The 12,532-nt window shown below is 64.1% G+C and carries 14 protein-coding genes and 1 riboswitch; of the genes, 8 read left to right on the plus strand and 6 right to left on the minus strand.

The genetic code is table 11. The features are described 5' to 3' along the window. Positions 1-106 precede the first annotated feature (106 nt). The 5 genes from CLV01_RS20555 to CLV01_RS20575 all read left to right on the plus strand — a co-directional run bounded on the left by CLV01_RS20555 (position 107) and on the right by CLV01_RS20575 (position 4,230). A complete protein-coding gene (locus CLV01_RS20555; RefSeq protein ID WP_257221593.1) occupies positions 107-427 on the plus strand; it encodes a BLUF domain-containing protein in 321 nt (106 codons plus the stop codon). 61 nt (positions 428-488) lie between these two features. Further along, a complete protein-coding gene (locus CLV01_RS20560) occupies positions 489-2,273 on the plus strand; it encodes a putative bifunctional diguanylate cyclase/phosphodiesterase (RefSeq protein ID WP_099733337.1) in 1,785 nt (594 codons plus the stop codon). Positions 2,274-2,359: 86 nt separating this feature from the next. Beyond that, positions 2,360-2,541, plus strand: a riboswitch (yybP-ykoY riboswitch). Positions 2,542-2,557: 16 nt separating this feature from the next. Then, positions 2,558-3,127 carry a manganese efflux pump MntP gene (gene mntP / locus CLV01_RS20565; RefSeq protein WP_043824905.1) on the plus strand — a complete coding sequence of 190 codons (570 nt, stop codon included), beginning with the start codon at positions 2,558-2,560 and terminating at the stop codon, positions 3,125-3,127. 164 nt (positions 3,128-3,291) lie between these two features. Next, on the plus strand, positions 3,292-3,699 hold the full coding sequence (locus CLV01_RS20570; protein WP_034395775.1) for a PRC-barrel domain-containing protein: 408 nt from the start codon (positions 3,292-3,294) through the stop codon (positions 3,697-3,699). A 156-nt stretch (positions 3,700-3,855) separates the two neighbouring features. Beyond that, positions 3,856-4,230 (plus strand): c-type cytochrome, encoded by a 375-nt coding sequence (locus tag CLV01_RS20575; RefSeq protein WP_099733336.1) that lies wholly within the window; start codon positions 3,856-3,858, stop codon positions 4,228-4,230. A gap of 2 nt (positions 4,231-4,232) precedes the next feature. On the opposite strand, the gene CLV01_RS20580 is transcribed toward CLV01_RS20575, so the two are convergent. Next, a complete protein-coding gene (locus CLV01_RS20580; RefSeq protein WP_099733335.1) occupies positions 4,233-5,168 on the minus strand; it encodes a LysR substrate-binding domain-containing protein in 936 nt (311 codons plus the stop codon). Positions 5,169-5,257: 89 nt separating this feature from the next. On the opposite strand from CLV01_RS20580, the gene CLV01_RS20585 reads away from it, so the two are divergent. Both CLV01_RS20585 and CLV01_RS20590 read left to right on the plus strand, forming a co-directional pair. After that, entirely contained in the window at positions 5,258-6,622 is a 1,365-nt protein-coding gene (locus tag CLV01_RS20585) for an MFS transporter (RefSeq protein ID WP_099733334.1), read from the plus strand. Continuing rightward, on the plus strand, positions 6,619-7,257 hold the full coding sequence (locus CLV01_RS20590) for a LysE family translocator (protein ID WP_099733333.1): 639 nt from the start codon (positions 6,619-6,621) through the stop codon (positions 7,255-7,257). Before CLV01_RS20585 ends, CLV01_RS20590 begins: the two co-directional genes overlap by 4 nt. A gap of 48 nt (positions 7,258-7,305) precedes the next feature. Here CLV01_RS20590 and CLV01_RS20595 read toward each other — a convergent pair whose 3' ends face one another. From CLV01_RS20595 to CLV01_RS20610, 4 genes are all read right to left on the minus strand, one after another. Further along, positions 7,306-7,614: a type II toxin-antitoxin system RelE/ParE family toxin gene (locus CLV01_RS20595; protein ID WP_099733332.1), complete on the minus strand. Its 309-nt coding sequence runs from the start codon at positions 7,612-7,614 to the stop codon at positions 7,306-7,308. Next, the gene (locus CLV01_RS20600) at positions 7,611-7,886 is read right to left on the minus strand and encodes a type II toxin-antitoxin system ParD family antitoxin (RefSeq protein WP_099733331.1); all 276 of its coding nucleotides are present in this window, start codon (positions 7,884-7,886) and stop codon (positions 7,611-7,613) included. Before CLV01_RS20600 ends, CLV01_RS20595 begins: the two co-directional genes overlap by 4 nt. A 192-nt stretch (positions 7,887-8,078) precedes the next feature. Continuing rightward, positions 8,079-8,384: an antibiotic biosynthesis monooxygenase family protein gene (locus CLV01_RS20605; RefSeq protein WP_099733330.1), complete on the minus strand. Its 306-nt coding sequence runs from the start codon at positions 8,382-8,384 to the stop codon at positions 8,079-8,081. A 166-nt stretch (positions 8,385-8,550) separates the two neighbouring features. After that, on the minus strand, positions 8,551-9,546 hold the full coding sequence (locus CLV01_RS20610) for an NAD(P)H-quinone oxidoreductase (RefSeq protein ID WP_099735086.1): 996 nt from the start codon (positions 9,544-9,546) through the stop codon (positions 8,551-8,553). A 140-nt stretch (positions 9,547-9,686) separates the two neighbouring features. Between CLV01_RS20610 and CLV01_RS20615 the strand changes: the two genes are divergently transcribed. After that, positions 9,687-10,583 (plus strand): LysR family transcriptional regulator, encoded by an 897-nt coding sequence (locus CLV01_RS20615; protein WP_013801859.1) that lies wholly within the window; start codon positions 9,687-9,689, stop codon positions 10,581-10,583. Here the strand turns inward: CLV01_RS20615 and CLV01_RS20620 are convergent. After that, the gene (locus tag CLV01_RS20620) at positions 10,555-12,516 is read right to left on the minus strand and encodes a hybrid sensor histidine kinase/response regulator (RefSeq protein WP_099733329.1); all 1,962 of its coding nucleotides are present in this window, start codon (positions 12,514-12,516) and stop codon (positions 10,555-10,557) included. The genes CLV01_RS20615 and CLV01_RS20620 overlap by 29 nt on opposite strands. Positions 12,517-12,532 lie beyond the last annotated feature (16 nt).

The following is a 12,532-nucleotide window of genomic DNA, read 5'->3' on the forward strand; positions in this document are numbered from 1 at the left end:
CCAACAACTCAGAAAGGCGGAGGGTATGCAAGAAAATTCTCTCGAATGTTTCCTTTATCACAGCCAGCTGGCCCCAGGGGCTGACACCACATGCATCGCGGCGATCATCAAGGCGGCGCGCACCTTCAACTGGTCGGCCGGGATCACGGGCATGCTGGTTTTCGACGGTGAACGCTTCTTCCAGTATGTCGAAGGGCCGCCAGAGCAACTGGCGCTGCTGGTGGAGTCCATCTCGCGCGACGAAAGACACATCAACTTCACGCCCCTGTTTCCGCAGGCACGCCTTGATCAAAGGCGTTTTGCCAAGTGGTCCATGGCCTATGTGATCGTGGAAGACTCGGAGCCGCTGGGCACCATCTCCGAGCTTCAAGGCCCAGGCGCACTGGAAAAACTGCAGGAGCTTTTACCGCTGCTGGACGCCCAGTAATCCCTTTGCCCCCCAAAGGCGCGGCAGTTTTATAGTATGGGTTCACTGAGGCAGGAAATCGATGCTTACCCGTTGGACTACCGAATCCGAGAAAGAGCAACTGCTCGGACTGCAGACCGCTGAAATCCTGGACCTGAATGCCAGAAAGGAATTTCAGCGCATCACCGAGCTCACCAGCCGCATGTTCATGGCACCGATTGCCATCATCACGGTTCTGGACGAGCACAGGCAATGGTTCAAGGCACCGGTGGGTGTGGATATGGATGGCAGCCTTCGCACGGATGCCTTCTGTGACCACACCATCAGAAACGAAGGAATCATGGTGATTCCCGATACGCACCTGGACAGCAGATTTTCAGAAAATCCCCTGGTCACCCACAAGCCCAATATCAGGTTCTATGCAGGTGTGCCATTGATAATGGAATCCGGCCACGCCATCGGCAGCCTGTGCATCATCGATACCCAGCCCAGGACATTCTCCGAAGAGCAAGGCCAGCAACTGCAAGCCATGGCCGCCATCGTTCAGGCTCAACTTCACTACCATCACAGAATTGGAAAAATAAACGAAGTCACGGGCCTGCCAAATCGCACGCAACTCAAGCTGGACCTGAAGAGCCTTTGCATTCTGGCCCCGGGATCGGCACGCGGTCTGGTATTGATGGAGGTGCTCAACCACGCCAGCCTGCTGGAAATGAGCAATGCGCTGGGCTTGAACTATGTCGAGCAGCTGATGCGTGACATTGCCAAGGCAGTCACGGACATGACGGGGCCGCACGCAACCGTCTACCACGTGGGCCTGGCCAGGTTTGCCTGGGTGATCAGCGCCGGCAGGCAAGAAGATGAGGAGGCATTGGTCAACCAATTGCTGGAGTACCTGCAAAAACCCATCACCAGCGCCGATCTGCGGTTCGAACTTCAACCCAGGGCAGGCGTGGTGCGGTTCTACCTGAACCAGGACGAGGTGGACGATGTCATCCGCAAGGCGATGGTGTGCGTGCAGCAGGCCGGATACAACGCACGATCATTTCACCGCTATGAGGAGAATGAGGACAGTCTCCAGCAAAGGTCCTATCGGCTCCTGCGGGACTTCGGGCGTGCGCTGGGCAATGGGCAGCTGCGGCTGGTGTACCAGCCCAAATTCGACAACCACAGTTTCAGCTGCAAGGGGCTGGAGGCGCTCATACGCTGGAAGCATCCACAAATGGGAGAAATCCCGCCCAGCGAATTCATCCCTCTGGTTGAAGCCACGCCGTTGATCCACAGCCTGACACGGTTCGTGATCAAAACGGCGCTGGCGCAGGTGGCGGCCTGGAAAGCCGAGAAACTCGATCTTCAGGTCTCCATCAACATCTCCCCGCGCAATCTGGATGAGGTCGATTTTCCGGACTACCTGAACGCCATGTGCAACCAGCACGGCGTTCCGCTGGAAAACATCGTGATCGAGTGCACAGAAAGCGATGTGCTGACAGGCCATGGCACGGTTCAGGCGCTTCAACAGATCAGGAAACTCGGCATCAAGGTTGCACTGGATGATTTTGGCGCCGCATATTCCAATCTTGCATCGCTCAAGAATCTGCCTGCCGAGATATTGAAGATAGACCGGTCCATGGTCTGCGACATCGATACCAATGACCGGGCCCTGTCCGTATTGAAATCCATCATGACCATGGCCTCGGATCTTGGCTATCGCTTGGTGGCAGAGGGCGTTGACAGCGCCGAAGTCTTTGATTTACTGGTTTCCCTGGGTTTCGATGAAATACAGGGCTACTATTTCAGCAGGCCCATTGAAGCGTCGGAAATCAGGAAATTCGTTGAAGAGCGCAATCGGTACGCCAACGGAAAATAGCGGCAGCCACGAAGATACGAATCATTTCCAGAGAGCCGCATGCCGATGGGGGCATAGGCCCCGATCACGCCCTGCGCTCCTAGAATCACGCATCCCTTGGGGAGTAGCCTGCTTGCAACCTGCAAGCGCCTGCGTCAACACACTCGGCATCCTGCATGCTGTGGCGCAGGCATCCGTTCTTCGGTTGGCGAGACCATCGGCATTTCACCGCGACACAGGTCACAAGGTCGGGCAGCGGTGAAGTGCCGTTGTGCGCTTGCCCGGCCGTGAAGAACCCCTCCCAGATGAACGCCGCATCCATCCTGCTCCTGGCCTTTGCCATGTCCACCGACGCCTTTGCCGCTGCCGTGGGCAAGGGCTCCGCCCTGCTCAAACCCCGCTGGTCCGAAGCCCTGCGCACAGGCGCCATCTTCGGCGTCATCGAAGCCCTGACGCCGCTGGCCGGCTGGGCGCTGGGCTATGCGGCTTCCGACTACGTCAAGGCATGGGACCACTGGATTGCCTTCGTGCTGCTGCTGGTGCTGGGCGGCCGCATGCTGCTGGGCGCCCTCAAGGCCGCTGACGGCGAAGAAGAGGCCAAGCCCGCCCGGCACGGCTTCTGGCTGCTGGTGGCCACCGGATTCGCCACCAGCATCGACGCCATGGCCGTGGGCGTGGGCCTGGCCTTCCTGGATGTGAGCATCACCACCGTTGCCCTGGCCATCGGCTTCGCCACCTTCGCCATGGTGACCCTGGGCGTCATGGTCGGCCGCCTGCTGGGCAGCATTGCGGGCCGCTGGGCGGAGGCCGTTGGCGGTGTGCTGCTGATCGGCATCGGCTCGGTGATTCTGTATGAGCATCTGAGCGCCATCTGATTGGGGGCCTGCACCCCGCCAGCGCACGGTTGCGGGAGCTTGTAGGCAAGCTCCTCGCCGCGCCGCTCGATTGGCTGACAGGCCTTTGCTTGCTTTTCCGATCTCCGTGCGCTTGGGCAGCGCTCCTAATGAGGGCTTCAAATTTTGTTTTCCAGGAGTTCTCTATGACAGGTCACAAGACGCTGAAGATGGGTTTGATCGCTGCCGCACTGATCGCAGGTGCAGCCTCCACCAGCTGGGCCCAGCCCGTGGCGGGCACCACCACGCTGGGCGTGGCGGCCACTGAAGTCCAGGCCGTGGCCACCGGCTGGAGCCTGAAGAAGTCCGTGCTGGGCAAGAGCGTCTACAACGAGGAAGGCAAGGCCGTGGGCAAGATCGACGATGTGATCGTCGCACCCGACAAGGCCGTGTCGTACGCCATCATCGGCGCAGGCGGCTTCCTGGGCATGGGCAAGCATGACGTGGCCATTCCCGTGAACCAGTTCCGCGTGGAAAACAACAAGATCACCCTGCCCGGCGCCACCAAGGACGCGCTGAAGGCACTGCCCAAGTTCGAATACGCGAAGAAGTAAGCCAGGCGCGCCCTCTCGCCTCACTCACAAGCTTCACAAGCCCTGCACTGCAGGGCTTTTTCGTGGGCGCGTGGCTGGCAGGGCAAGCTTCCAGCGTGGCCGTGGAAGGCAATATGATCGCGGCGGATCAGATTCATACAAAAAATCCACGAGCAAATGAAAATACTCCTCGCCGCGTCATTGGGAATATCGTTGGCCATTCAGGCATCGACCTGCTTTGCGGACAACAGCAATGGGAAGCAGCTCTATTCATCGAGATGCGCCATGTGCCACGGGGCAGACGCCAGGGGCACGGGCCCGCTGGCTAACAAGAGCAACCCTCCCACGCCCGACCTGACGACCGCCGCCTTCAGAAAAAGGCTGCATGATTATCCGGGCGTGATTGTCTCGTCCGTCATTCTTCGCCCGAATGGAGATTTGATTCCCAGGACCTTGCGGGAAAACGGCGTGAAAGTACCGCCCCATGCCTGGACGGTGAAGGATTTTCGTGACCTGAATGAATATTTCAGTGGCCTGATCACGAAGAAATAAATTCAAATTGCGATTTCCTGCCTGCCCACATGCTCGCGCACGGCATCGACCAGGATGCGCGCAAGGCGGTCCACGGGCTCCGGGGCATCCAGCGCGGCGCGGCCCAGGATCAGGTCCATGGACGGCAGGGCCGGCAGGCCAAGGGCCTGCGCATCCAGCGGCCTGACGTGGGCGGGCAGGCCGAACGGCGTGCGCACGGACAGGCCCAGGCCGGCCGCCGTGGCGGCCCAGACGGCGGTCAGGCTGGCGCTGTTGAAGGCGTGCCGCCAGGCCAGGCCCTTTTTGTCCAGGGCGGCCGTCACGATGTCCCGCAGGGGGCAAGGCGCCTCAAGCATGGCCAGGGGCAGCGCCTCATCGCCCTGCGCCCCGCCGTTGAGGCCGCGCGCCCAGCCGGCCTCGGCCGCATCCAGCGATGCCGGGCCAATCCACTGAAGCGGCAGCCGCATGATGTGCTCGCCATGCACGCAGGCATGGTTCATGCCCACATCCCAGAGCAGCGCCAGGTCGAACTGGCCCAGGGCCATGCGTTCGCGCAGTTCATCGCTGCGGGCCACGCTGGCCTCGATGCGCACGTGCGGGTGGGCACGTGCGAACTGCCCCAGCACATGGGGCAGCACGCTTTCGCCCAGGTCTTCCTGCAGGCCCAGGCGCACAAGGCCGCGCAGCTCGCTGCCGCGCACGGCCGCCACGGCGCGGTCGTTGAGCTCCAGCAGGCGCAGCGCGTAGCCGCGCAAGGTTTCCCCCGCCTCCGTCAGCACCAGCCCCCGGCCGGACTTGCGCAGCAAGGGCGTGCCGCATTGGGACTCCAGCTTCTTGAGCTGGGCACTGACGGCGGATGTGGAGCGGCCCAGCCGGTCTGCCGCCCGGGCAAAGCTGCCTAGTTCGACGCCGGTGCAAAAGGTGCGCAGCACATCCAGGTCATAGAGAACGCGTGTCATTGCCAAGCCCCAATCGTGCTGAAAAAATGGATTGTAGATACGAAATTATGTGATTTTCAGGATGGTTAAGGCCCAACATACTGCCGCCCATGACCTCCTCTTCTCCTGCACCCGGCGCCAATCCGGGCCCCCTCCTGCCCTTGCCCTCCCCGCTCCGCCACCGATGGAAGGTGCTGGCGGCAGGCGTCATCGCCAATGCCGCGTTTTCCGTGGCTTTCAGCGGGATTCCCATGACGGCCATCCTCATGCGTTCGGGCTACCAGCTGGACACCCGGACGCTGGGCCTGGCGCTGGGGCTGATGGGCCTGGGCATTGCGCTCAGTGAATTGCCCTGGGGATTGCTGACGGACCGCTGGGGTGACCGGCCGGTGCTGCTGCTCGGCCTGTGCGGCACGGCCATGGCCCTGGCGGCCATGGCGCTATGGGCTTCGCCATCGCCGGCCCATATCCCGCCGTTTGGCTTGCTGGCTGGCGGCCTGGTGCTGGTGGGGCTGCTGGGCGGCAGCGTGAACGGCGCCAGCGGCCGGGCAGTCATGGGCTGGTTTGCCGAAGGCGAGCGCGGCCTGGCCATGAGCATCCGCCAGACCGCCGTGCCGCTGGGTGGCGCCATCGGCGCGCCCTTGCTGACCAGCCTGGCCACGCATGCAGGCTTTGCCGCCGTCTATGGCGTGCTGGCTGCGCTGTGCCTTGGGGCTGCCGCATTCGCCGCGCTGTGGATTCAGGAGCCGCCGCAGTCACCGCTTCAAAGCAAGGCCGCCGCGCCGCACCACGCCGGAGCCACCACGCCCGGACCATTGCGCGATCGGCAGGCCTGGCGCATGGCCGCCGGCATCGGCATCCTGTGCGCCCCGCAGTTCGCCGTGCTGTCCTTCGGTACGGTATTCCTGCATGACCATGCCCAGTTGGGTCTGGGGGCGGCGGCGGCCCTCATGTCGGTCGTGCAACTGGCTTCCATGGCCTTGCGGATCTGGAGCGGCCGCTGGACCGACAGGCACCGGAACAGGCCCGCCTTTCTGCGCGCCTGCTGCCAGCTCACCCTGGCGCTGTTCGCGGGCCTTGCGGTCCTGAGCTGGGCCGGCCACCCGGCCGGGTCTGCTGCGATGGGCGGGGCTCTCATGGTGATGCTGGGCATCTGCGGCATCTGCGTGTCCGCCTGGCATGGCGTGGCCTACACGCAGCTGGCCGGGCTGGCCGGTGCGGCCCGCGCGGGCACGGCGCTGGGCATGGCCAATACCTCCGTGTTCGCGGTCTGTTTTCTGGTGCCCCTGGCCATACCGCATCTGCTGTCGGCCCAGGGCTGGGGGCTGGTCTGGGCCTGTGCGGCGGCCTGCGCGGGCTGGGCCATGCAGCTGTTTGCACGGGCCGGTGCCATTCGCAACGCCAAGGCCGCGAAGACCCCCCAATTGCACGAGAATGTTGGCTGTCTTCCCCCACCGACCTCCCCCCGATCATGACCATCGCCCACTGGCTTGTTTTCTGCGGCGTCTCGCTGTTGATGTGCTTCACCCCCGGCCCCGCCGTGTTGCTGGCCATCTCCAACTCGGTGGACGTGGGCGCAAGGCGAACGGCACTGAGCTCGCTGGGCAGCTCGGTCGGCATCTTTGTGGTGTCCGGGCTGGCGATGATCGGCATGGGGACCATCCTCGCCATGTCGGCCCATGCATTTCTGGCCATGAAGGTGGCGGGCGCCATGTACCTGATCTGGCTGGGCGTCAAGCGCTGGCGCAGCAAGGACGGCTTGCTGGGCAGCGATGCGGGCCTGGCCCCCACCCAGCGGCGCGAGCGCAAGAACTGGCAACTGGTGGCCCAGGGCATGGGCGTGTCGCTGACCAATCCCAAGGCCATCCTGTTCTTCTCGGCGCTGTTTCCCCAGTTTGTCGTCCCGGGCGAGCCGCTGCTCACGCAGTACCTGGTGCTGACCACCACCTTCGCGGTCTGCGCCCTGATCTCGCACGCCTGCTACGTGCTGCTCACCTCCCTGATCAAGGGCCACCTGGTGGCACACGCCAAGCTGTTCAACCGCATCGTGGGCGGCACCTTCATCGCGCTGGGTGTGGGACTGCTCAGGACACGGCACAAGCTGGGCTGAGTGCGTGCGCAGCCCTTGCTCGCACGGGCTGGCCCGCTACTGCTACTACTACTCACCCTCTTCGAACAAAACAGCGGCGTAGTCCATTGCGCCGTGCAGGATGTGAAGAATGACGGTCCGCTCTTCTTGCTCGGCCACGCGGTAGAAGATCAGATAGTTGCCATGCACGCGCCGACGAATGCCGTGGCCTTCATACCGGGGTACCAGCGGAGAAGCGAATGGCCTGCGTGCCAGGGCTTCGCACTTGTCACGCAACTCCTGCACGAATGACAGTGCGCGGCGCGGATTGTCCTGAGCTATGTAGTCAGCGATGTGCTCCAGGTCGCATTCCGCATTGCCCGTGAATTCAACAATCATGCGGACTGGTTGTTCTTGTCGGCCTGTTCGGCCATTGCGCGGTATTTGGCTTCCAGTCTGTCGAACACAACACCAGCTGGCTTTGTGCGCCCCGCGTCCGCATCAGCCAATCCGCGCCTGATGGACGCGTCGAGCGCAGTCAGCCTGGTTTCCCTGTCCTGCACCAGCCGAACCCCCTCACGCAACACTTCGCTCTTGGATCCGTACCGCCCGGTGTCGACAAGCTGCTGGACATAGCCTTCGAGTTGCTTGCCCAAATCTGCAGAAATCATGCTGCGCCCTCCTCGTGGGGTTTGAAACTGCAACACAGCCTAGCGCATTTATCAACAGTTATCAAATCAATGCATTGCTGCCGATGTGCCATACCAGCCCTGAAACGCTGCGTATGCAAGCCCGCCCCCAGCGCCGGCCCGCCCGCCCGCCCCGCCCACGAAGGGCGGGCGGCGCGGCCGCAGATGCCAGGCTCAGTTCGCCCGCGCATCCCTCACCACGAAATGCTCCACATGCGGTGCCTGCGCAAAGTACGGGCCGATGATGGCGCGCCATTGCGCGAAGGCGGGTGACTCGCGAAAGCCCACGGTGTGGTCTTCCAGGGTCTCCCAGTTCACCTGCAGCACGTAGCGGCCGGGCGTTTCCATGCAGGCAAGAATGCTGTGCCCACGGTATCCACCGGCCTTGGACAGCACGTCGGCCACAGCCTGGGTCAGGGCCTGGCCGAATTCCTCGTGCTTGGCGGGGTCGACCCTCAGCTCGGCAATTTCAACAATCATGGATATCTCCTGGAGAGGCGGCTCGATGTCGGCGCGGGAGGGCGGCCGGGGTCATCGCTCCTGGTTGAGAGACTGGATGCGCGCGGGGCTGCGCGCATCCGGAGACTTGGAATATTGCAGAACTTGAGGATTCCTGCCCAGGGGATGCGCGCCCCGGGCAGGCGCCTTACTGCCCTGCCTGCTCAGGGATCAGCAGCAGCTTGCCCACGCTCTGGCCCGATTCCATGCGCCGGTGCGCCTGCGCGGCCTCGGCCAGCGGGTAGGTGCTGTCGATCACCGGGCGGATGGTGCCGGCCGCCAGCGCGGGCAGCCAGCGCTGGGCGAAGCGCTGGACCATGGCCTGCTTGACTTCGGGCGGGCGCGACTTCATCACCGTCCCGAAGATCCGCAGGTGCTTGTACAGCAGCACATCCATGGGCACGGCCGCCGCCAGCGCGCCGCCCAGCAGGCCCACGCAGACCATGCGCCCGCCCATGCCCAGCGAGCGCATATTGCGCTCCAGGTAGGGGGCGCCAATGAAATCGACCACCACGTCCACGCCCTTGCCGCCCGTCCTGTCGGCCACCACGGCCTGGAAGTCTTCGCTGCGGTAGTCGATGAACACGTCGGCGCCAAGGCCCGTGACGGCGTCCCGCTTGTCGCCGCTGGCCGTGGCAAACACGCGCGCGCCGGCCGCATGCGCCAGTTGCACGGCCGCCGAGCCCACGCCGCTGCCCGCCGCGTGGATCAGCACCGATTCGCCAGGCTGCAGGCTGGCCAGGTGGAACAGCGCCTCATGCGCGGTGACGAAGACTTCGGCCACCGCGCCGGCGTCGGTCAGCGACAGGCTCTCGGGCACATGCATGGCCATGCGGTGGTCGATGCGCGACAGCTCGGCATAGGCGCCGCCGCCCACGATGCCCATGACGCGGTCGCCCACGGCAAAGCCCTGCACCTGCGCGCCCACCTCCACCACGGTGCCGGCGATCTCCAGGCCCATGAGGTCGGATTCGCCAAAGTGGGCGCGGCCATAGGCGCCCTTGCGGTGGGATACATCGGCACGGTTCACGCCAATCGCGGCGTTGCGCACCAGAAGGTCATGGGGCCGGAATTCGGGCCGGGCCACGTCGCGGGCCACGAGCACTTCGGGGCCGCCGAAGTCGTCGAAAACAATGGCTTGCATGCTTGTGCTGTCTTTCATTGCGCAATGAGTATTCAAAAAAGGGTTGAAGGTCCGATACCCAAAGCTTACGACTGCTCCAAGCCGCTCAAACGCAGCGATTTCGCTCTACAGTGCTGCAAATCTGCATCACCAAAACCGCCATGAACTGGGATGACACCCGCATCTTCCTCGCGCTGACGCGCACGCCCTCCCTGCGCGCCGCCGCGCGCAGCCTGGGCGTGGACCAGGCCACCGTGGGCCGGCGCCTGAACGCGCTGGAGGCCGAGCTGGGCAGCAAGCTGTTTTTGCGCGCCAGGGATGGCTACCTGCTCACCGCCGCCGGCGAGGCCGCGCTGGGCGCCGCGCGGCGCATGGAAGGCGCGGCGCTGGACCTGCGCACGCGCATCGAGGGGCTGGACGACAGCCCGGCCGGCCTGGTGCGCGTGACCAGCACCGACTCGATCGCCACCGAATTCCTGCTGCCCGCCATAGAGCGCCTGCAGCAGCGCTGGCCCGGCATCCGCGTGGATCTGGAGGTGTCCACGCACATGCTGAACCTGGGCCGCCGCCAGGCCGATATCGCGTTTCGCAACGTTCGCCCCGAGGCACCCGAGCTGGTGGTGCGCCGCGTGGTCGCCTGGCCCGTGGGACTGTTTGCGAGCGCCGCCTACGTGGCGCGCTTTGGCCAGCCGTCGGCAGAGGACGAATTGCGCGGCCACCACCTCGTGGTCTATGGCCCCTTTCTGGAACAGCGGCCCGTTCCCACCATGGTCGATGTGCCCGCGCGCCAGGCCCGGATCGCCATGGCCGCCAACTCCAGCCTGCTGGTGCGCAAGGCCGTGGCGGCCGGCATCGGCCTGGGCGAAATGCCCGTGAGCATGGGCGAGCGCGAAGGCCTGCTGCGCATCTGGCCCCAGCGCCAGCGCTCGGACGACTACGAGGTCTGGCAGGTCATGCACCCCGACCTGCAGCGCACGACCCGGGTGCGCGTCACGGCCGAGTTCCTGGCCCAGGCGCTGGGCCAGACGATCAGCCCTGCTCCAGCAGCACCCGGATGAGGAGGTGCGGCTGCAGCGGCTTTTCCAGATAGTGGTCAAAGCCTGCCTGCAGCGCCTGGGTGCGGTCCTGCTCCCGGGCAAAGGCGCTGAGCGCCACGATCTTCACCTGTCTTGTTCCGCCAAAGTGCGCGGCCTCCGCTTCGCGCAGGGCCTTGACCAGCTGGAACCCGTCCTTTCCCGGCAGCCCTATGTCGCTGACGATGAGGCTGGGCCACTGCGCCTGGACCAGGGCCATGGCCTGGTCGAAGTTCTCGGCACTCCTGACGGTGGCGCCCTGGTCGGTCAGCACCACTTTCAGCATTTCGCTGGTGTCCGCATTGTCTTCAACGATGACGATGTCCTTGCCTTTCAGGGATTCGCCATTTTCAAGATGCACATTCATCGGGTCGGCCTGGGAGGCGCTTGCCTCGTGCAGCGGAATCTCCACCCGCATGGTGACGCCACGGCCCACGCCTTCGCTGTGGGCGCGCACGGTGCCCCCATGCAACTCCACCAGGTGCTTGACGATGGACAGCCCCAATCCCAGGCCGGAATGCCCACGGGTGGCGGGGGCGGAGGCCTGCGAGAAGCGCTCGAAGACATGCGGAAGGAATTCAGGCGCGATGCCCACGCCCTCGTCCGCCACGCTCATCACCAGGCTTTCGTCACTGATTTCAAGGCCCACCTTCACCACGCTGCGCGCATTGGAGAACTTGATGGCGTTGGAGACCAGGTTCCACAGGATTTGCTGGAATCGCGTGACATCGATCCACGCCATGATTTCATCGGACGGCGCCTCGAACTGCAGGGTGATGTTCTTGTCGGCGGCGTTGTCGCGCAAGGGCTCCAGGCTTTGCACGGCCAATGAGCAGACATTGACCTCCTCGCGGTGCAGATTGAGTTTTCCCGTCGTCAGGCGCGAGATATCCAGAATGTCCGCAATGATGCGGCTTTGTGCCTTCACGCCTTTCTCGATGGCATCTATGCCCTTCTTGAGCATGGCCTCGCTGAGGTTGGCGCGCTTGAGCAAATGCGTGCCCCCGTTGAGCAGGGACAGCGGGGTGCGCAGTTCATGCGAGAGCACGGCGACAAAATCATCCTTGGTGCGGCTGATGCGCTCTGCGGCCACGCGCGCCGCCTGCTCCTGCTCCAGCATCTGCTGGCGCTGCCTCTCGAACTCCAGGGACTCCGTCAGGTCCTGGGCCACGGCCAGGCGGATGCCGGGCTCGATGGGATCGGAGAACTTCCAGGAGATCAGGCGCTCCTGCCCGTCTGCCGGGAGGATGGGGAACTCGCCGCGCCAGGACTTTTCGGGGTCTTCGGCCAATTGCTGCGCAGCTTTTTCCCGAACGGCCTGCGGAACAAAGCCGATCAGCGGCTTGCCCGCCAGGTCGTCAATGCCGCGCTGCAGCAGTGCCTGCGCCTGGGAGTTGGCATCGCTGATCAGGCCGCCGGCGCTGACCAGCATCATGGCCGCCGGCGCCTGGTCATAGATGGCGCGAAAGCGTGACTCGCTGCGGCGCAGCCCGTCTTCCGCCAGGCGTGCGCGGATCAGGGCATGCAGCGTGGCAATCAGCAGCTGCGGCTCCACGGGGTGCACCATGTAGGCGTCGGCCCCGGCGTTGAGGCCCGCCACCTGGTGGTTGCTTTTCACATACTCGGCCGACAGGTGCACCACGGGAATCAGGCTGGTATGCCGCGCACCGCGGATGGTGCGGCATACGTCAAAGCCCGAGATATCGGGCAAGTGCACATCCAGCACCACGGCTGCCACGCCGGTCTCCGACAGGGCAATGGCCTTTTCCCCGGTTTCCGCCTCGACCGTCTGGAATCCCGCCGCCCTGATGACCCGTGCCGTGGAGTAGCGCGTGGCAGGGTTGTCGTCAACGACAAGAATGGTGTGCAGGCTTCGGTCGAATGAGGGAAGAATCATTCCAGTCGTGTTCTTGGGCATGATGTTCCTGTTGTTT

The organism is Delftia sp. 60 (assembly GCF_002754395.1).
Classification (GTDB): domain Bacteria; phylum Pseudomonadota; class Gammaproteobacteria; order Burkholderiales; family Burkholderiaceae_C; genus Comamonas; species Comamonas acidovorans.